The sequence below is a fragment of the Vibrio lentus genome (assembly GCF_002875945.1).
Taxonomy (GTDB): domain Bacteria; phylum Pseudomonadota; class Gammaproteobacteria; order Enterobacterales; family Vibrionaceae; genus Vibrio; species Vibrio apostichopi.
This window is the reverse complement of sequence record NZ_MCZK01000052.1, coordinates 1-19,682: the sequence shown is the minus strand read 5'-3', so window position 1 is coordinate 19,682 and position 19,682 is coordinate 1. Positions and strand designations below refer to the sequence as shown.

Genomic DNA, 19,682 nt, shown 5'->3' with positions numbered 1-19,682 from the left:
GAATTACGCAACAAAGCCAGTATTCGTTCCTAATAACAATGACGTCATTCTAAGCCTCGATTTATTCGAGGCTTTTTATTGGCTCATGGCTTCTCTCTCGCCTTAAACTCAATTTTGCCAACAACCATAGCAATGAGCCCCTAAACGCCTCACTCTGAGCGTTCGAGGCTCTAGAAATGAACATTATCAGTTAGTGTTACTTAACTTTTAGCAATGGGATGGAAATGTGAGACGTGAACGTAAGCATTTAAAAAGAAAGGAAATTAATACCTTCAGCACGAAAACAAGATGGCGACAACGATGTGAGGACGAGACAAAAAGAGCAGAAGAAGAAAACGACAGGCACAAAAAAAGCCCCCTCAGGAGCTTCTTTCATTGTGTGTTGATTATTGGCTCATACGAATCAATGATTTACCAATCAACCACTCTAGTTCTTTACCGCTAGTATCACCAAACTGAGTTTCAGTCAGTTTGTATAGACGATCAATACCGTTTGCTGCGAACTCATGTGCGCTTTCAGCAGTAACGATATGATGGAAAAGTAAACGTAAGATTGCTAGGAATTCAGCGTCTTCAAGTGCTGTAACCCAGCTAGCAGAGAATGCATCAAGACCGTTTTCGAAATCAATGTGTTCCATGAACATCTTGAAAATTCGACCGTCTAGAGCCGCTGTGAAATCTGTTTTCTTTGGAAAGTGGTGGCTTATACCTGTACGAGAAACGCCCGTTTGCTGACTCAACGTCGTGTATGACATCTTGTCGTAACCCAATCTTAGTAGCTGGTCTACAACGGCATCCATGATCTTCTGGATTGTGATTTCTGTATCTTCTTTACTACGCTTTGGCATATTCAGGCTCTTCTCTTTGTAAATCCATCTAACTCAATCAAATGAAGTCAGGATGAAAATCGTTATCAGCATTATGTGAGCAAGGTGTTTTTTCGCAAGTAAATACAATTAAATACCTGCAAATACTCTGTACGAACAATTTTACAGTGCTGCCTCTTTGGGCACTTTGCCTAATTATTCTTCGAAAGTCACCTTACCGCCCTAAGTAGATAATTTTAAATAACCACTTAGAATATGAAATACCCAACGATAAATTCATTGTATAAATACCTATTAAGCAATAGATAGTCTTATAAAATCATTCCTGACGCAACTAAGTGAATGATATTCTGACAAATTAATAACATTAATCTTCAGCAAAACATGACCGAGATCACATAGATATTTCGCGCCGCGAAAGTTCGTATTAATTTTATCTCTATACAAACAACATAGCATACCAGTGTAAATTAGTTCAAAGATTTTAATTTTTGTAGATACAGATCAAATTGCTCGTTAGAATAACCTCAGACTTTGTAAGAGGATTATTTATGAGCCAAGATGTTAATAACAATGATGTATGTGAGGCTTGCGGTTGCGCAGGTGAAATCGGCTTCATCATCAAAGAAGGCGATGAGGTTGCTGAGGTAACGGTTTACGGTAATTCTAAAGCCCTTATTGAAGCTGAGTTTGCTAAGTACGTTGAGCTAGCGAAGCAAGTATCTAGCGACGTCGAGTTTGAAGCGTCAGAGATGACAGAAGAGAGTACTGAATTACATGCTCGCTTTAAATTTGAAGTCAGTGCTGAGAAGATTATTTTCGAACTTAAGACTCGCTCTCTAGCGCGTTAATTTAAGCACTAATATTCATATTACTAAAAGACGAGTTTATTTCTCGTCTTTTTTATAATTTCAATCCACCCCAGAGCACCATTGGTCTCAAAGTCATTTTCGGCAGCACATCGAATCAATACGCCTGAAACTTCAACGACAGCACCTAGGCTATATGCCTTATCATCATAATAACAAACTCGTTGCTGTGAACCACTCTGAGTGACGACAACTGCAGCCTTAGCGGGCGTCGATATTATTTTATTAGCATTCGCTGATACTGAACAAAACACAGAAGTTAAAATCACAAAACCTTTTAGAATTTGACGCTTTATTTCAATCACAGATTCACCTTTCATTGTGCTCTATTCCTTTTTACCTACCAACAAATGAGTAAAACACTATGCGAGAATAATTTTTTCATTATAGTGTTAACGTCTATCGTAATAAGAAGCTTGTTATGCTCCGAATAATTGCACTTATTATTGGTTCTTTAACCATAACAAATGTGACCGCAGAACCACTCGATCAGTATCAAATATTGAACCATCTCGATAATTACGGAAACTTATATTTACGAAATAAGCCTTACACGTCGCTTCCGACGGGTTTAGTGGTCGATGGCAACCTCAATATAGAAAATACCGCGATAACACGCCTACCCAAAGGGTTAGAAGTAAACGGCAGCCTTAAAGGCGGTAACAGCCAACTCGCCCGTGTTCCTTCGGGAGTGAAGATTAAAGGCTATGTCGACTTGATTGGCAGCCAAATCACCAGTTGGCCGAGAGGCGTAAGAGTTGGAGGGTTTATTAACCTGACCGATACGCCGCTTCAAAGATTACCCAACGGTTTGCGAGTGAAAGGCGACCTTAGCGTGATTCGCACTCCTTTGACGGAACTCCCGAATGGAATAGTCATTGATGGAGACTTATATATAGGCGGTTCTGCGATTACTGCATTCCCCGATACGATGACAGTGAAAGGAAACATCTACCTCGGTGGTAACACGATTACCACTTGGCCAACCAATTTAGATCTCGGTGGCGCAGTTGCTCGCTAATACAAAAAAGGAGCCTAAGGCTCCTTTTTCAATTCAATCTCTTGTTGGTCAGCGACCTAGCCAATGTTCTTCACTGGGTTTGCATAGCTATCAATCAAGTACTGACGAGCACCTTGAGGTAGGCCTGATAGCTTTTCTTCAAACTCTTTCTTAACGACGTCTGTAATAGACTCGTCATCCTTCTCAGCAGCCAACAAGTTGATTGGGAACAGTTTGTAGTTTTCATGGATCTGGCGGTCGATCTCTTGAGCAAGTGCTTCTGGAGTATCGAAATCTTGATCGATAACCTGACCAAAACCAACATGAACGCGCCCTTTATTACCGATGATACCTTGAATGATACTTTCGATATCTTCAAACTCACCTTTTTCGTAACTGCCGTTTACGTCTTTTTCAAAAAGCTCAATCGCTTTAGCAATGTCACATGGGTCGTTTTCGTATGAAATGGACACAGGAACGATCTTCAATGATTTCACGTATTCAGGGAATGCAATTTTTTGCTTACGCCCTTCAACATGGAACATCTTCAAGATTGCTGGCTCAGTGAAATCATTACCGTCTTTTGCACGACCTTCTTTTTGAGCGATCCAGATTGAATTGCCCGTTTCCAAAGAGTGCTTGATGTACGAAGAAAGTTGGCCAAGCGCTTTCATCATTTCACGCGGTCCTTTTAAAGAACGCTTTACGATGAAGCTCTTATTAAGGCGCATCAGTTCAGTTGCACATGGTTTCTTCAACAAGTTGTCACCAATTGCAATGCGGCAGGTTTGGTGATTGTTGTGATGCAATGCGTAGTTAACTAACGCCGGATCCATAGCAATATCGCGGTGATTTGAAATAAACAGGTAAGCTTGGTTAGCGTCTAAAGACTCCACACCTGTGTATGTCACACCATTGGTGGTTTTCGCTAACGTATCTCGCAAGTACTTCTTAACTTCAATCTGAATGGACTCAACGCTGGTGAGCTTGCTCCATTTCATTTTCAAGTAAACGCGCAAGATAGGGCTCATTAATGCTTTAAACCAAGACGCATGGTTTGAAAAACGATAGTGCAGAATCGCACTGATAAATTCTTCATCATTAATAAGACGGTTTAGTGCCGCTGGAATTTCATCATCGCCGTAAGGGCGAATATCAACATATGGATCGATCGGAGAGGTCATTTTTTAATTCATATAATAAATAGCTGGCTTATTCTACGCGTTGTTTTGACTTCCCGCAGCTACAGAACCCATACTTTTGACAAGGTCAGACCAGAAAGATTGAAAATCCCCTGTTATTGTTGGCATTCTTTAAGATTAGCGGTAATCTTGACGTCCCAAAACTAAGGTACTATCTATGAACTTCGCGATTGAATATACATCGGCTTACTTTTCACACTTGGTGATCACACCACGCAAGAAAGTACTAAAACATAGCCTTGTATCGGTTCAGAGTGGTTTGGTTTTGATAAAGCTAGGTAAACAAGAGTACGCCGTTGAACCTGGACAGAGCATTTGGGTTCCTTATGACTGCTTAACCTCACTGACCTACTTTCCAAATACACAGGTAAATCGTGTCGATTTCTCCGTTCGTTTGACCGACTCATTCCCAAGACAAGCGGGCTACATCACGCAAACCAACCTGTCATTGGCGCTATTAGAGAAACTAGAACTCACCAAAGCTCGCGCGACCAATGCCAACAATACTGAGCAAGCGTTTAAAGACATGCTGTCTGTACTCAAACAAGAAGTACTGGCGTTTAAACCTTTGCTTTGTGAAAGTGCCCTATCTCAGCGATTCAATCAATGGAACATTGATGATTCGAATCTGCCACAAGAACACACCTTGGTGATGGTCATGCGTGAAGCGAAGAAGCGCATGCAATCAGGTCAAAAGCGCACGCTTGTGATTGATGATTTGTTCTCTGGAAAAGAAGAAGAGTTCGAACAGCTGTGCATGCTCGTGTTTGGCGAAGACCTATAAGCAAGAGTGTCGGACACCTGTTCTCTACTCACTAGACTGTTCTTCACTTGCTAAGTTAAACGACAAAACACCAGATACTAAAAAGCCGCAAAAACTCAGTTTTTGCGGCTTTTCTATATTCTTATCGCTTCTTAGCTCAGAGCTAATGTACCTAAAAAAATACTTTACCTAAAAGGGTACTTTTATCTAGAAAGGTAGTTCAACCTGCATCATAAGGTCTGCGTCTCGTGAATCATGCCAACGGTAGTCAAAGCGCATGCGAGGTTGACCGTCAACTTTCTCACCAAAGCCGATACTCAGTTGAAGGCCGTGATTCATCAACCACTCTTCTGTAGACATATCGTACTGTTCATCTTCAAGATCTTCTGGAAACCACATTCCCAAACCAACATAGTTGGACTCAAGGCTTTGCGTTAACAATGGCGTGTCTTTACTTTGAAGAACCCAGTCAGACCAATAGTCTGGCGCTTCAGGCTCTTCGTCACTTAGTCCACTGATTTCCATCATACGTTGACCAAAAGACTCAATACTCGAAGAGAAGTCTAAGCAGCTGTTTTCATCATCAGAAGTCAGCATGATTGAATCTAAGCTAAAAAAATCACAATCAGCGTGCGCAGGCATACTGCATGCTGCAATGATCAACGTCGCTGGTATCGCGCTCTTTAGCATAGTCCTCTGACCTCTTAATTAGTGAACTCACATTATCTGATACAGTCCACTATCTTGCAACATCTTTGTAACTGACTTTGTACTCAGTTTTGCAACATCGCTTCCACTTATCAACGCATTACGAATATCTGTACTGCGGATTTTGACTTTTTCAGGGCACGCCATTACAGACCATCGCTCGGTAATCTCATCTGATTTATAGAAAGATGAGAACTTAAAGAAGTTGTCAGGCCCAATAACGAACGTGAGTTCCGCGTCACGATGTAACTTTTGCAGTTCACTGAGCACAGCATAAGTTGTCACGCTTTCACCGGGTGTAAACAAGCTCTTTTCAATCAATGATAGCTCAACTTGATCCAGTGAAAGATCACTGATAAATGCGCTAACTAACTGACATCTCGTATCAAAGTCTAGCATCTCTTTTCCCCAAGCATGGGCAATACTTGGAACTAGAAGAATTTTGTCAAAGTGAGCCAACGAATCAATCACACTTTTATGCCCTAAGCTCGGTGGATTAAACGCACTACCGAAAATGGCTATTTTTTCCATTATTTATTACTGCCTTCTCTTTCTAAGCTTGTGCAAAGAGGTTTTTAAATCGGATGATTTAGGTATGATAACACTAGATTTTTAATTTGCTTGCAGGAAAGGAATACGAATGGAACAGTTAATTCGTGACGAAATGCGCGTACTACCTTCAATTGACCCTCACTTCGAAGTGACTCGTCGTGTGGACTTTATTAAAACGAAACTTCAGCAATCAGGTTGTAAGTCTCTGATCCTTGGTATCAGTGGCGGTGTAGACTCAACAACCTGTGGCCGTTTAGCACAAATGGCAATCGACAGCCTGAATGAAAACGCTGGCAGTAATGAATACCAATTCATTGCGGTTCGCCTGCCATACGGTGAGCAAAAAGATGAAGATGAAGCACAACTTGCTCTCTCTTTCATCCAGCCTTCTCAATCTGTTTCTGTAAACATTAAAGCGGGTGTTGATGGGCTTCACGCAGCCTCTCACGTAGCTATAGAAGGTACAGGCTTACTACCAACAGATTCTGCGAAAATCGACTTTGTGAAAGGTAATGTAAAAGCTCGTGCTCGCATGATCGCACAATACGAAATTGCGGGTTACGTTGGCGGCCTTGTGATTGGTACTGACCATTCAGCGGAAAACATCACTGGCTTCTACACTAAGCACGGTGACGGCGCATGTGATTTAGCACCACTGTTTGGTTTGAACAAGCGCCAAGTTCGTGAGCTTGCAGCAACGCTAGGCGCTCCAGAGCAACTTGTTAAGAAAGTTCCTACTGCCGACCTAGAAGAGCTTGATCCACAGAAAGCCGATGAAGCAGCCTTGAACCTTTCTTACGATCAAATTGATGATTTCCTTGAAGGTAAAGAAGTCCCTCAAGACGTATCAGATCGCTTAGTTGGCATCTACAAAGCAACACAACACAAGCGTCAACCAATCCCAACGATCTACGATTAATTTTTTGAATTAGTCTCAAAATCAAAAAGGCCGGAAGTTCATTTCAATGAGCTTCCGGCCTTTTCTATTTGATGCACTTTTCTTTATGATCTAACGAGTCTTTAATCCACAACCTCGATATCCGTTTGCGGAACACTGCAACACGCCAGTATCTGTCCCATATTACGTTCATGATCTTGTAACGCTGGCACATCGGGCTGATGAACTTGCCCTGACTCAAGGGTCACTTTACAAGCGCCGCAGAAACCCGCTCGACAACTTGATGCGATAGACACACCCGCCGACTCTGCTTGCTCTAGCAAAGTGGACTGATTATTACCTTCGAACAAGTAGCCATTCACACTCAACTGAAGTTGCTTCACAGCTTCCTCGGTCGATTGAGCCACACCAAACGCTTCTTGATGATAATGCTGAGGGTTCAGCCCCATTTGAATCAGCAATTTCTTAGCGTTATCCATAAAGCCGTCAGGGCCACACACGAACGCTTGGCGCTTGTGTAGTTCCTCAATTTTAGCGACATGCGACACGCTTAGACGCCCAGATAAACCATCCCACTCTTTGGTTGGCTGGCTTAATGAGTAAATCACACGAAGACCCGCGTGCTCATTGGCGATCTTATCAATCTCAGCTTGATAAGGAATGTCTTCTTCACTGCTGCATTGATGATAGAAAACCACATCATCAATTTGACCATGGTCGGCTAGGTAACGAAGCATCGACAACATTGGAGTAATGCCGCTGCCTGCAGACAAAAGCAGTAACGGGTGAGTTGGGTTTGCTTCTAAGTAGAATGCACCATCTGGGTTTTGAGCAACTAGCGTGTCGCCCACTTGGAAATGGTCATTCAACCAGTTAGAGATTTGGCCATCGTCCACTCGCTTCACTGAAATCGCTAAACGACCCGCTCGTGAAGGGCTAGAAGATAACGTGTAACGACGAGAAACTTTTTCACCGTCAATCACCATCTCAATCGGTAGATGTTGCCCAGGCTGGTAACTTGGTAGTGAGTGGTTCTCTTTCGCAGGTTCTAACCAAAAGGTCGTAAAATCACGAGCGATCTCTTCGCGCTCAACACACGTTAAATGTAACGACTCAACCCAAGTATCTTCATAGTGCTCTTTCTCTTTGGTTTCGAGCACTTCAACCACATCACCGGCTTTGACTAAACCTTCATTTTTAGCCACCAGATTCTGACCAAAGAAAACGCCACCGCGTTCATTCGCTCGGAATGTAGAGAAGGTATTAAGCGGCTCTTTTGTTGCTCTAAATTCGCCACGCTCAACATCCACTGTCGTAAGGATACAACGCTCACAAGGCTTAACCGCCTCGAATTCAACCTCACCAATACGGATACGCTTCCAGCTGTCTTCAGCAAAGGCTTCAGTATTGGAAACGACAAAGTTAGTGCGGAACTGGTCCATTGAATGCATTTCAGGACTGCGGCGATTCAGCTCATCCAGTGATGCTTGGCTGATCACCAACATTGGGTAGCCATCAGCGAAACTGACATTCTGGCCAAGCTTTTCACGAACACGATTCGACTGTTCACCTGAGAACAGTAGCTCAACGCGAACACCCAACACATCGCTGAACCAATCATCGGCTTCATCGTTAGTGGTGTAAGCGGTGAAGCTGTCTTTCCAAACCGTTGCTGGCGCTTCTTGCATCTTGAAGTTCGCGTATTTTAGGCGCAGCGGCTCTTTGCCTTCATAAGTGAAGATCAAACCGTCTGGTTGCAGGCTTGAAGATACCTTAACCATTTTCGGATACTTACGCGCCGTGATCATCGAACCGTCAGCCAGTGCCAACATAAAACGTCTGTCGAAAGTAAGACCCTGTTTTTCAACCCAAGCAGAAGAGAGCGAGATCCCGCCCACTGATTTTACCGGAAACACATTAATTTGAGATAAGGAGGGCTGTTGACCTGAAAGCTCTTGCTCAAAAGCCATTCCATTTGAAGGTAGCTGCGACATAACGATTCCAATGTTTTGTTGTTTGTCCCAATGCTAACAAATGGTTATAAATAGATAAACTGGCAGGCATTAAACACTTGATACTAAGCTAATATCTTGAGATGTTTAAACGACTGTCTTATATACATAAAGACACCAATGCATTAACTTTCTCCATACGTTCTATAATTTGAACACGGTTATCACATTGAACCTTCATTGAATAAAAAGGATTTATCATGAACAAACTCGTCATTATCATTTTATGTGTACTGCTTCCGCCTGTTGGCGTGTTCTTCGCTCGCGGCGCTGGGAAAGATCTGGTGATTAATATCATTCTTACTTTCTTCTTTTGGGTTCCAGGAATGATTCATGGTCTGTGGGTAGCCACCCGTTAACCCTTATTAACAAATAAATACCGAATAAAACACCCATAAAAACAAGCTCCTAGCCCTGAAGAGTTAAAAATAGGATGAAATGAAAGTGCTTTTCCACTATCATCCTGTCGCCTAAACGTAAGCGATTGCTTTCACAGATTTCGCTGAGTTTAGGCTCCAACTACATAACACTTCAAATGGTGGGAGCCTTCAATGACACAACTTACGATTACTCGTCCTGACGACTGGCACGTTCATCTACGCGATGGCGAAGTATTAAAAGATACAGTTCGCGATATCAGCCGTTACAATGGTCGAGCGTTAATCATGCCAAATACCATCCCACCGGTAACCGATACCGAAATGGCTCTTGCTTACCGTGAACGCATCATGGCAGAGCAGCCAAGTGAACAATTCCAGCCTCTAATGGCACTTTACCTGACAGACAACACAACACCTGATGAAATTCGTAAAGCGAAAGAGTCTGGCGCTGTTGTAGCAGCGAAGCTATACCCTGCTGGCGCGACGACTAACTCTGATTCAGGTGTAACCTCAGCTCAAAAGATTTACCACGTACTCGAAGCGATGCAAGAAGTAGGTATGTTGCTGCTGGTACACGGTGAAGTAACGGCTCACAATGTTGATATCTTTGACCGTGAGAAAGAGTTCCTAGACACGGTTCTAGCGCCGATTGTTAATGACTTCCCTAACCTGAAGATCGTTCTAGAGCACATCACGACGGCAGATGCTGCGACTTTCGTTAAGAACGCTAACGAAAACGTAGCGGCAACCATTACTGCTCACCACTTGCTTTATAACCGCAACCACATGCTGGTTGGCGGCATTAAACCACATTTCTACTGCCTACCTATCCTTAAGCGCAACACACACCAGTTAGCACTTATCGAAGCGGCAACAAGCGGTAGCAAGAAGTTCTTCTTGGGTACAGACTCTGCGCCACACGCAAAAGGAGCTAAAGAGTCAGCATGTGGTTGTGCAGGTTCTTACACAGCACACGCTGCGGTTGAACTGTACGCTGAAGTGTTCGATTTAGAAGGCAAGATTGAGAACCTAGAAGCATTCGCGAGCCACAATGGCCCAGACTTCTACGGTATGCCACGTAACTCAGACACAATCACGCTCGTTAAAGAAGAGTGGAATGTTGCTGAAACAATGCCTTTCGGTTCAGACATTGTTGTCCCAATCCGTGGCGGCGAGACGATTGCTTGGTCTGTAAAATAAGCGCTTGGGCTGTTAAGTAAACGCCCTCAATTTAACGAAAAGGGTCACCATAATAATTATGGTGACCCTTTTTTGTTTCGATGAATACTGTCTTATTAGTAAGAAATAATTAACGATTACTTACCACGAATTTTTCCAATAGCAGTCCAAATAGCAACGACGATCAATCCAGCTAAAACCCCAATCACACCATTCAACAGCGTCGGTACTACCGCAGTCGCAAGCGTATGGCCACTGAAGTCCATAATAATCGGTTCAATTAAGTGATGAATTGCAGGAACGTTGTGTACCACAATGCCGCCGCCAACCAAGAACATCGCAGCCGTGCCGACAACCGCAAGCATCTTCATTAGCTTTGGTGCAAATGCGACTAACCCATTGCCTAATCTGGTTTTAATAGCACTCCCATTCGATGTGCGTTGGAGATAGAAACCTAAATCATCCAGTTTAACGATCCCTGCCACTAAGCCATAAACACCAATCGTCATCACAACCGCTATCAAACTCACCACAAGAATCTGAGTCACGATACTTGTGCCCGTTACGGTACCCAGCGCAATTACAATGATTTCCGCAGATAAGATAAAGTCAGTCCGAATCGCGCCTGCTACCTTTCTCTTCTCATATTCCTCTATGGATTCGCCAGTACTCGTATCCTCTTCCTTCTCGTCATGTTGATGAGCATGAGGAAAGAGCTTCTCTAAGATTTTCTCCGCCCCTTCAAAACAAAGAAACAGGCCACCAATCACCAGTAGTGGCATGATCAACCAAGGGATGAACGCACTGATCAATAACGCTGCCGGAACCAAAATCAGCTTGTTTTTAAATGAGCCTTTTGCGACCGCCCACACCACAGGAATTTCTCTTTCAGCAGAAACACCGGATACCTGCTGAGCGTTAAGGGCTAAATCGTCACCCAATACACCCGCGGTTTTTTTAGCGGCCACCTTAGACATCAATGCGACATCATCCAACACGGTTGCAATGTCATCTAGCAGTGTTAGTAAACTTGCTCCAGCCATTTTGTTGTCTCTTTATAAAGAATTGAACCATCAATAAAATGTAACACCATCAATTCACTCATCAAAGTTATGAGTCTGTAAAAAATAAAGTCACAAGTGGTGTTTTCTATTGCTGTCTCTGTTAGACAGGAATAATCTGTCTTAATCTTTCACGAACATAAAAGAAAAAGTATAGATGAAAAGTGAATCTACCTACCCGATTGGTAAGCCAGGGCAAAAATGGCAACAAGCAGAACGTGAAGCATGGTTAGCTCAACGAACGGTTAAGCGTGAATACCAGCAAGAAGTTGTACCAAAGATTAAAGCACTCGCAGACCGCTTCGACATCGAACAATACGGCGCGCTGAGCTACGACGAAGCTCGCTTCCCACTCTTCGCAATCAAGAGCAAAAACTGGGACGCATCAAAGCCGACGATTCTGGTAACCGGTGGTGTTCACGGTTACGAAACCAGTGGTGTGCATGGCGCGATCAAATTCGCTGCGACTCAAGCAGAAAAATACACGGCGCACTTCAACATTGTTGTCGCACCTTGTGTGAGCCCTTGGGGCTACGAAGTGATCAACCGCTGGAACCCAAATGCTGTTGATCCAAACCGCTCTTTCTACGACGGTACGCCAGCAGAAGAATCAGCAAACCTACGAGCTTTAGTAGCGTCTCTACCAGAAGTATTGCTTCACGTTGACCTGCATGAGACGACAGACTCTGATGAAACTGAATTCCGACCTGCACTCGCAGCTCGTGATGGCATTGAGTACATCGAAGGTATGATCCCAGACGGTTTCTACACTGTTGGCGATACTGAAAACCCACAACCTGAATTCCAAGCTGCTGTCATCGCTTCAGTTGAAAAAGTCACTCACATTGCGCCTGCGGATGACGAAGGCAAGATCATTGGTTCAGACGTCACTCAACACGGCGTGATCAACTACCCAATGAAGAAGCTTGGCTTATGTGGCGGCGTGACTGACTGTAAGTACGGTACAACCACAGAGGTTTACCCAGACAGCGACAAAGTAACAGACGAAGAGTGTAACGATGCTCAAGTTGCTGCTGTTGTTGGTGCTTTGGATTACGTTATTCAGCACGAACTAAACGCATAAGCTCATACCCGCTAATAACTAGAACCGGGCACCTAGAACTAAGAACGAAGAGAGCCACAAGTGATGATTCACTTGTGGCTCTTTTTTTATTTTGTCTCTGATTTCTTTTTAGGCATAAAAAAGCTCTCTTGCACCAAGTACAAGAGAGCTTTGAATTATGCTGAGTAAAGTAAATCCCTATCTAGCGACTTACTTATTTCACGATTTACTTAGTTGCTGGAGTAACCGTTTCTTGACCTTTACCGACTTCTGTCAGTAGGCCTTTCAACAAGCTCACACAACCAATCAGAAGAATGATCGTAAACGGTAGTGCTGCAATAATCGTAATAGATTGCAGAGCTTGGATTGATTGAGTACCACCAATCCACAGCATCACCATTGCGATAGCACCTGAGATAACCGCCCAAACGACTTTCTGTTTCACTGGCACTTCTAATTTACCACCCGCCGTCATGCCATCGATAACGATAGAACCTGAGTCCAACGTTGTAACGAAGAACACGATGATCAGCGCGACTGCGAGAACAGACAGAATGCTACCGAACGAGTAAGCATCTAGCATGTAGAACAAGCTTAGAGATACGTCTGTAATGCCTTGGTCGAGGCCAAGTTGCCCCACCTGATTAATCACTTGCTCGATAGCTACGCCACCGAAGATAGACATCCAAGCTGAAGTCACCAATGTTGGGATAATCAATACGCAAAGTAGGAATTCACGAACCGTACGGCCTTTAGAAATACGCGCTACGAACATACCGAAGAAAGGTGCATACGCTACCCACCATGCCCAGTAGAACACAGTCCAACCATGCAGCCATGTTGTGTCTTCACGACCCGCACTTTGGCTCAAAGCTACGATATTTTTCACATAGCCCGTTGCCGCCGTTGCCATTGAATCAAGCACAGTTGTGAAGTTCAATACAGCGATAAGACCAAGGAATATGAATGCAATAACCATGTTCAGGTTACTTAGGAACTTAACACCACCGTCCATGCCACGCATAACAGAGATGATCGCCAAGCCCATGATCAGAACGATGATAGATTGCTGAAGGAAGATATTGTTTTCCAAGCCGAACACGTGACTGATACCACTTGCTGCTTGTGTACCACCTAAGCCCAATGAAGTCGCAAGACCAAACAGAGTAACCAGTACGGTTAGTACATCGATTACATCACCGGTTTTGCCCCACACACGCTCACCTAGAATTGGGTAAAACACAGAACGCATTGATAGCGGTAAGCCTTTGTTATAAACAAAGTACGCTAAACAAAGCGCCGTCATGCCATAGATAGCCCATGCATGAAAACCCCAGTGGAATACGGTTGCGCCTAGCGCCAGTTCACGACCAGCAGCTGTGAAAGGTTCTGCGTCTAATGGCGTTCCGAACCAGTTCGTGAAGAACGCAGTTGGTTCTGCAACACCCCAGAAGATAAGTCCAATACCCATACCTGCTGCGAATAACATCGCAATCCAAGATGACATTGAATAGTCCGCCGTCGCGTCTTCACCACCTAAACGGATTTTACCCAACGGTGAAAAAGCAAGAACAACAGCAAACGCTAGCATGATGTTAGCTCCCCACATAAACAGGAAGTCAAACTTAGATAAAACAGCACCCTTAATAGAATCAATTGCAGCTTTAGCATCTGCAGGAGGAAGAGCAAGAAGAGTGATGATGAAGAGAAGAGATAAGCCTACTGAGGCTACGAAGACGGTGTTATGGACATCCATGCCCCATTTACTGACGTTATCTTGACCAACTTGATAGTCAGTAGAATCGATACTGTATTTTTTTGATTTAAAACTCATAAATTATGATGTTCGCATATCCGAATCAACGAATATAAGGACGCTCTCCATATCCAACTACTACTTGATTGGCTCGCCATTTCACAAAAATAAAACGTGATAAAAACCACCGAGCAAGGTGATAAATGGACTTACTGGCTCAATCCCAGGACGCGCATAATAGCACAGCACGAAGCATTTTGACTGAGTTTTCGCTCAATAGTCACCCAAACCACCGTCAATCATGATAGTTAAGGCAATAAAAACAGAATAAAATAAACAAATAAAAACCTTTAAATACAGTGTATTAAATTAAAATAGCGCACCGTAAAATATCATTAAAAGTTTCTACAGATAATTTTAATAATTACCCAATTTACTTATAGCTCTAACAAAAAAGCCCCGCTATAGGGGCGGGGAAAGTTACCAAAGGTAAAAGAGAAATCGGTATCTCGATTGCAGTGCTACTTCTTACAGTGGCGTGGCATTAGTTAGCGTTCAATCGCGAAGTACTATTGGATCGTGCGTGACGCTGTATAAAATCGAGAAGCGACATTAAATCGCGTAGCAAAACCCTAGGTTGTAGTCTTCGCCATTCTTCGCTGTGAACTCTTTGTCTTCGCTCGATGCATTCGGTCGACCGCTTTCATCGCCTTTCACTAAGCTCACCCAGTGACGGATTCCTGAAGAGCGACTAGCCTCTGTTTGGCCAAACGTAGTGCATGTCTCAAGTTGAATATCTTGAATATCAACCAATTCCAAGTGGCCAGTACCTTTACGAGCACCGATAGTCACTTCAACGTGTGTACCGCTTTCGTCACGGAATAATATTGCTGAAGGCTTTGATTTATCACCAGTGTAAGCCACAAAGTGTTTAGCGCGTTTTAAACCGGTGTGCTCACCGTTTTTGAAGTAAACCTGAACATGTCGGTAATCAATCTCGTAGCTCACCGCGTCTTCGTGTGAACCCGCCTCAAGAGGAAATAGAGTATCAAGCAACTGTTTTGCCATTTTCTGTTTTTCGAGTTGCTTGTCTGCTTTCACCATTTCGACGGCAAAGACAGCTTCAGCAATAAATGTTGAATGGTTTCTGTGAAGTTCTGTTTTGTCTAGTGTCAGCATATTCATAGTCTTTCCCTCTTACGGCTTTGAATTTCATGTCGGTCAAAAATCCTGATTGACCCTTTTCAAAATTGTTCTTTACTGTGTTGCTTCCATGTATTTCATACTACTTGTATTTTTAAAACAATTTCACAACAAAAATTTCACACTGTGAATTTTACTAAATTGCTTTTTTACACACACCCGTATTTCGAGCCCCTAGCCCTTTATTTCCCTGGGCTGAGGGCTCACTAGAAACACTTTTAGGTGTTGTTTGATTTTGTGTAATAACCAACCCCAACCAACTTATTATCGATCACTCGGTAATAGGTATGCTTGGTTTCGACTTTACTCGACAGCGGATTCAGCCATCGATAGGTGTAAACTCCACGCCCGTTTTCTTTGGCGAGATTCAACACCTCCGTAAGAATCGGTTTATCGTCTGGACTTAGGATTTCGTTGTGTGATCGCCCGACAAGTTCAGGAGAAACACCGTGTGCGAGCAGCTTTCCAGAGCTCATGTCCATCACAAACACATACAAGTCCCCTTCAACAAAGCTGCCTTCGCTATTATTGAACTCAGTAATGCTGTCTTGTTCTGATTCGACTATCGCCGTCATGGCTCTTGCCAATAATCGCTTAGCCTCTGCGGCACTTGAGCGTTCAGGGTAGTAACCCACTGCCACAATCACATCGCCCACACGTTCAAAGAAGGTCGTTTTAGGCTCGCCCATGCGGTCAGTAGGGTTAGTCCAATGGTACTGAACTTCACCAAAACCGTTATGCACCGCTTTAGTGATCATTTCTCTGAAAAAAGGATTGCCGTAAACATCTTGAGTGTCCAAAACACTATCACCCACCAGCACCATTGAAGAGCCGCCACTGGCGAGGAATTGTCCATCAATGTCTAAAGCAAACACATAAAGCTCACCGTCTATATATTCAGGGTCGCTCATGAAGTCACTCACGCTCTCATCGCCATCCTTTTGCACATGTATAACCGCTTTCGCAAGCAGCGTTTTGGCTCTTCTTTCAGCGTCACTGATCACATGTGGCTCTGAAATTTCGAGCACATTGACTGGTTCATTTTCTTTCGCTGTTTCTGAATGTTCGGCACGTAATCCAATACCACTGATCACTGCAAATACGGCACAACCAATAAGGATAATTCTTGATATATTCATAGTGACTTCTCCTAATAGCCCACTAAGGACGGTAGCCAAAGCGTAATTTGTGGGAAGAAAGCGATAACGAACACGCCCACTACGGATGCAAGAACAAAGGGATGGATCTTCGCGGTGATCTGCTCGACCGTGGCCCCGCCTATCCCCGAGGCGACAAAAATATTCTCACCGAGCGGAGGCGTAGCAAAACCTATCGATAGCGTACACACCACCACGATCCCAACGTGTGTTGGATCGGCGCCAAGCATGTACATAATTGGCAGTAACACTGGCACGATGATCATGATTGCAGCCAAGGTTTCCATGAACATGCCAATGAACAGCAGTAAGGTGATCGTCAACGCCCACACCATGTACATGTTGTCGGTAAAACCGAGCAGTGACTCAGCCACTACAACTGGGATTTTTTGTTCTATTAACAAGCGTCCAAAAACCGTTGCTGCGAATAGAATCAACAACACACGCCCCGTAATCCAGGTTGTTGTCGACAGAGACTTGAGCGTACTTTCGAACGAAAGCTCTCGGTGGATAAACACACCAACGAACAACGAATAGAAGATAGCAACGACTGCTGATTCTGTCGGTGTAAACATACCGCTGTAGATACCACCAAGAATCAGAAACGGAGCCAATATCGACCATAAGCCACGGCGTAAAGAGTGCCTTACTTCGCCAAATGACCATGTTTCAGTCAGCCCTTTATAACCCTCTCGCTTGGCAATCACGTAATTGGTAATCACTAGCGTCGACGCCATGATAAATCCTGGAACAACCCCTGCGACAAACAGTTTTGGAATAGATAAAGAGGCGAACTCTCCGTGTTGAGCGATGGCTTCAGGTGGCGCCATCAAGCCCATGGCGGAAATGCCAAAAATAACTAAGGGGATGGAAGGCGGGATGATAATACCCAAGCCACCCGATGCAGCCGTTACTGCCGATGCGTAACTCTTGTCGTATTCACGCTTAACCATCGCAGGCACCATTAACATACCTACCGCGGCTGTGGTTGCAGGGCCTGAACCTGAGATAGCACCAAAGAACAAACACGCCATCACGGTTGCAGCGCCAAGGCCACCCGTCACGGGTCCGGCTAAACTCTCTGCGATATCCACCAGACGTTTGGAGATACCCGCCGCCTCCATCAATGCGCCCGCAAGAACAAAGGCTGGTAGTGCCATTAACGGGAAGTTACCCACCGAGGTAAACGCGATTTGTACTAAAGCGATGGGATTTTTGTCGAGCAACATATAGGCCACCATCGAAGCGCCGGCCAGTGAAACTGTGATTGGTGCACCTAGGATTAACAGGGTTAAAAAGCCACCAAATAAAATTAGAGTTAAATAGGATTCCATTATTACATCTCTCTATTACGACTATTCTCTGTGACGACTACTGCGTCGATTTTTGTTCCGTCATTTTGCGCAGTTCTTTCACTTCAGGATCTTCGTTTGTCGCGCCCTTGAATAAACGCTCGTAGTTGTTCCAGATAATTCGAATCATCATCAAGGAAAACGCGATAGGCAAAATCATGTAGAAGTACTTCATTGGGATGCCTGTCGTTTGAGACTTCCAAAACAGGTTCATTTTGTTGAACACGAAATCGTAGCTGAGGTAAACAAAGTAACCGTTGAAACATAACCATAAGAAGTCGGCGATGGTTTCACTCACGGTTTGCACGATGGGTGGGAAGAATTTGAAATGAAAGCTCACTCGGTTGTGGGCTGACATTTTGGCCGCCACAACAGCGCCTAGATAGGCAAACCAAACGAACATGTAAGTCGCCACTTCATCACCCCAAGGGATGGAGTAATCAAAGAGCTGACGAGTAAGGATTTGTGTGAACAGTAATAGGACAAAGCTTGCTAGCAGCAGACAACAGGTATATTCCTCAATGTTGTTAAGATGCTTTTTTATAGTTTTAGCGACTGACATATAACCTCCAATGTTGATTTCCACATGACAACCAGTCGCTCATGGTCCTAAAAAGATCAGGTACAGAACAGATCAACGAGTAAAGCCATGTAAATGCCCTATCTCACTGTTCTATCGCTAGGTGATTAAGTAGCGGAGAACAGCAGATAGGGCGTATCTAATCGTTACTTTCTACCTAGTAACTCAAGAACGTCGTCTAGCTTGTCTTTGCCTCCAATGCTTGAATAGAACTTAGGCCAAACTGACTTAGTGACCTTGCTGATCCACTCTTGCTCATTGTCTGCTGGGTCTGTGAATACCATGCCTTTTGCTTGTAGTTCTTCACGGATCTTGTTTTCAGTATTTTCTAAGTAAGTGAAGCTGTGCTCTGTCGCTTCCTGACCTGCTTCAAGAATGATCTTTTGCATTTCAGGCGTCTGTTGCTGGAAGACAGTTTCACTGACGATTAGTGGCTCAAGTGAGAAGATGTAACGCAGATTTGTTACGTACTTTTGTACTTCATTGAACTTCATCGCATGAACAGTGATGTATGGATTATCTTGACCATCAACCACGCCTTGTTGTAGGCCCGTAAAGGTCTCAGACCATGCCATTGGGGTTGGGTTTACACCCCATGCTTGGTACGAAGCAATCATGATTTCGTTACGAGGAACACGAATCACTAGTCCTTTTAGATCCGCTGGTGAAGCGACTGATTTTTTAGAGTTAGTCAGAACCCTAAAGCCAGAATAAGCCCAACCTACGATACGAACGCCTGCATCACGAATGGTGTTATCGACAAGATCTTGGCCCACTTGGCCTTGAGTTAATAGCACCGCTTCTTCTGCACTTTGAATGACGTAAGGCATGGTCAATAGACCAACAGTTGGAGAAAAAGGTGTTACGTTATTGATCGCCAATACAGAGAAGTCGAGTAAGCCGATTGCCGCGTCGTTGACGGTATCTTGCTCATTGCCCAATTGACCATTTGGGAACAGGTCGATTTTGACTTTGCCGTCTGTTTTTTGCTCCATCAATTCAGAAAATGATGTCGCTAATTCCCATTGAGTACCACCAGCAGCATCGCCGATAGCCATTTTAAAATTTGCTGCTGCCGCGGCATGAGATAGCATCGCTGTTGGGCTTTGTTGCGTAATTC

Annotated in this window: 20 protein-coding genes; 7 read left to right on the top strand and 13 right to left on the bottom strand. The window is 43.9% G+C overall.

Annotated features, from left to right (window positions below; all coding sequences use genetic code 11):
• Positions 1 to 386: 386 nt before the first annotated feature.
• Positions 387 to 848 carry a TetR/AcrR family transcriptional regulator gene (locus BCT49_RS04575; protein ID WP_017105619.1) on the bottom strand — a complete coding sequence of 154 codons (462 nt, stop codon included), beginning with the start codon at positions 846 to 848 and terminating at the stop codon, positions 387 to 389.
• A gap of 530 nt (positions 849 to 1,378) precedes the next feature.
• On the opposite strand from BCT49_RS04575, the gene BCT49_RS04570 reads away from it, so the two are divergent.
• On the top strand, positions 1,379 to 1,678 hold the full coding sequence (locus BCT49_RS04570; protein ID WP_102434328.1) for a YfcZ/YiiS family protein: 300 nt from the start codon (positions 1,379 to 1,381) through the stop codon (positions 1,676 to 1,678).
• A 23-nt stretch (positions 1,679 to 1,701) separates the two neighbouring features.
• Here BCT49_RS04570 and BCT49_RS04565 read toward each other — a convergent pair whose 3' ends face one another.
• Positions 1,702 to 2,016: a YnjH family protein gene (locus tag BCT49_RS04565; RefSeq protein WP_102434327.1), complete on the bottom strand. Its 315-nt coding sequence runs from the start codon at positions 2,014 to 2,016 to the stop codon at positions 1,702 to 1,704.
• A gap of 101 nt (positions 2,017 to 2,117) precedes the next feature.
• On the opposite strand from BCT49_RS04565, the gene BCT49_RS04560 reads away from it, so the two are divergent.
• Positions 2,118 to 2,717, top strand: a complete 600-nt coding sequence (locus tag BCT49_RS04560) for a hypothetical protein (RefSeq protein ID WP_102434326.1) — start codon at positions 2,118 to 2,120, stop codon at positions 2,715 to 2,717.
• 56 nt (positions 2,718 to 2,773) lie between these two features.
• On the opposite strand, the gene BCT49_RS04555 is transcribed toward BCT49_RS04560, so the two are convergent.
• Positions 2,774 to 3,880 carry a 1-acyl-sn-glycerol-3-phosphate acyltransferase gene (locus BCT49_RS04555; RefSeq protein WP_102434325.1) on the bottom strand — a complete coding sequence of 369 codons (1,107 nt, stop codon included), beginning with the start codon at positions 3,878 to 3,880 and terminating at the stop codon, positions 2,774 to 2,776.
• A gap of 175 nt (positions 3,881 to 4,055) precedes the next feature.
• Between BCT49_RS04555 and BCT49_RS04550 the strand changes: the two genes are divergently transcribed.
• Positions 4,056 to 4,682, top strand: a complete 627-nt coding sequence (locus tag BCT49_RS04550) for an AraC family transcriptional regulator (protein ID WP_102434324.1) — start codon at positions 4,056 to 4,058, stop codon at positions 4,680 to 4,682.
• Positions 4,683 to 4,868: 186 nt separating this feature from the next.
• Here BCT49_RS04550 and BCT49_RS04545 read toward each other — a convergent pair whose 3' ends face one another.
• Together BCT49_RS04545 and BCT49_RS04540 are read right to left on the bottom strand one after the other, a co-directional pair.
• Entirely contained in the window at positions 4,869 to 5,351 is a 483-nt protein-coding gene (locus BCT49_RS04545) for a hypothetical protein (RefSeq protein ID WP_102434323.1), read from the bottom strand.
• A gap of 27 nt (positions 5,352 to 5,378) precedes the next feature.
• On the bottom strand, positions 5,379 to 5,900 hold the full coding sequence (locus tag BCT49_RS04540; protein ID WP_102434322.1) for a nicotinate-nicotinamide nucleotide adenylyltransferase: 522 nt from the start codon (positions 5,898 to 5,900) through the stop codon (positions 5,379 to 5,381).
• Between the two features lie 109 nt (positions 5,901 to 6,009).
• Between BCT49_RS04540 and nadE the strand changes: the two genes are divergently transcribed.
• Positions 6,010 to 6,840 carry an ammonia-dependent NAD(+) synthetase gene (gene nadE / locus BCT49_RS04535; RefSeq protein ID WP_102434321.1) on the top strand — a complete coding sequence of 277 codons (831 nt, stop codon included), beginning with the start codon at positions 6,010 to 6,012 and terminating at the stop codon, positions 6,838 to 6,840.
• Positions 6,841 to 6,941: 101 nt separating this feature from the next.
• Here the strand turns inward: nadE and BCT49_RS04530 are convergent, their stop codons facing one another.
• Complete coding sequence (locus tag BCT49_RS04530; RefSeq protein ID WP_198595813.1) at positions 6,942 to 8,813, bottom strand: hybrid-cluster NAD(P)-dependent oxidoreductase; 1,872 nt, start codon at positions 8,811 to 8,813, stop codon at positions 6,942 to 6,944.
• Between the two features lie 218 nt (positions 8,814 to 9,031).
• Between BCT49_RS04530 and BCT49_RS04525 the strand changes: the two genes are divergently transcribed.
• Positions 9,032 to 9,190 (top strand): YqaE/Pmp3 family membrane protein, encoded by a 159-nt coding sequence (locus tag BCT49_RS04525; RefSeq protein ID WP_017059962.1) that lies wholly within the window; start codon positions 9,032 to 9,034, stop codon positions 9,188 to 9,190.
• Positions 9,191 to 9,382: 192 nt separating this feature from the next.
• On the top strand, positions 9,383 to 10,411 hold the full coding sequence (gene pyrC / locus BCT49_RS04520) for a dihydroorotase (protein WP_102434320.1): 1,029 nt from the start codon (positions 9,383 to 9,385) through the stop codon (positions 10,409 to 10,411).
• 116 nt (positions 10,412 to 10,527) lie between these two features.
• Here the strand turns inward: pyrC and BCT49_RS04515 are convergent, their stop codons facing one another.
• Positions 10,528 to 11,433 carry a DUF808 domain-containing protein gene (locus BCT49_RS04515; protein ID WP_102434319.1) on the bottom strand — a complete coding sequence of 302 codons (906 nt, stop codon included), beginning with the start codon at positions 11,431 to 11,433 and terminating at the stop codon, positions 10,528 to 10,530.
• Positions 11,434 to 11,608: 175 nt separating this feature from the next.
• On the opposite strand from BCT49_RS04515, the gene BCT49_RS04510 reads away from it, so the two are divergent.
• Positions 11,609 to 12,535, top strand: a complete 927-nt coding sequence (locus BCT49_RS04510; protein ID WP_102434318.1) for a M14 family metallopeptidase — start codon at positions 11,609 to 11,611, stop codon at positions 12,533 to 12,535.
• A 205-nt stretch (positions 12,536 to 12,740) separates the two neighbouring features.
• Here the strand turns inward: BCT49_RS04510 and BCT49_RS04505 are convergent, their stop codons facing one another.
• The 6 genes from BCT49_RS04505 to BCT49_RS04480 all read right to left on the bottom strand — a co-directional run bounded on the left by BCT49_RS04505 (position 12,741) and on the right by BCT49_RS04480 (position 19,656).
• Positions 12,741 to 14,348: a BCCT family transporter gene (locus BCT49_RS04505; protein WP_102434317.1), complete on the bottom strand. Its 1,608-nt coding sequence runs from the start codon at positions 14,346 to 14,348 to the stop codon at positions 12,741 to 12,743.
• A gap of 534 nt (positions 14,349 to 14,882) precedes the next feature.
• Positions 14,883 to 15,455, bottom strand: coding sequence for a malate synthase (locus BCT49_RS04500; RefSeq protein WP_102434316.1), 573 nt, complete (start codon positions 15,453 to 15,455; stop codon positions 14,883 to 14,885).
• 236 nt (positions 15,456 to 15,691) lie between these two features.
• Positions 15,692 to 16,612, bottom strand: coding sequence for a cache domain-containing protein (locus BCT49_RS04495; RefSeq protein ID WP_102434315.1), 921 nt, complete (start codon positions 16,610 to 16,612; stop codon positions 15,692 to 15,694).
• Positions 16,613 to 16,623: 11 nt separating this feature from the next.
• On the bottom strand, positions 16,624 to 17,964 hold the full coding sequence (locus BCT49_RS04490; protein ID WP_102434314.1) for a TRAP transporter large permease: 1,341 nt from the start codon (positions 17,962 to 17,964) through the stop codon (positions 16,624 to 16,626).
• A gap of 37 nt (positions 17,965 to 18,001) precedes the next feature.
• Entirely contained in the window at positions 18,002 to 18,544 is a 543-nt protein-coding gene (locus BCT49_RS04485; RefSeq protein WP_102434313.1) for a TRAP transporter small permease, read from the bottom strand.
• Positions 18,545 to 18,708: 164 nt separating this feature from the next.
• A complete protein-coding gene (locus tag BCT49_RS04480) occupies positions 18,709 to 19,656 on the bottom strand; it encodes a TRAP transporter substrate-binding protein (protein WP_241908032.1) in 948 nt (315 codons plus the stop codon).
• Between the last annotated feature and the right edge of the window lie 26 nt (positions 19,657 to 19,682).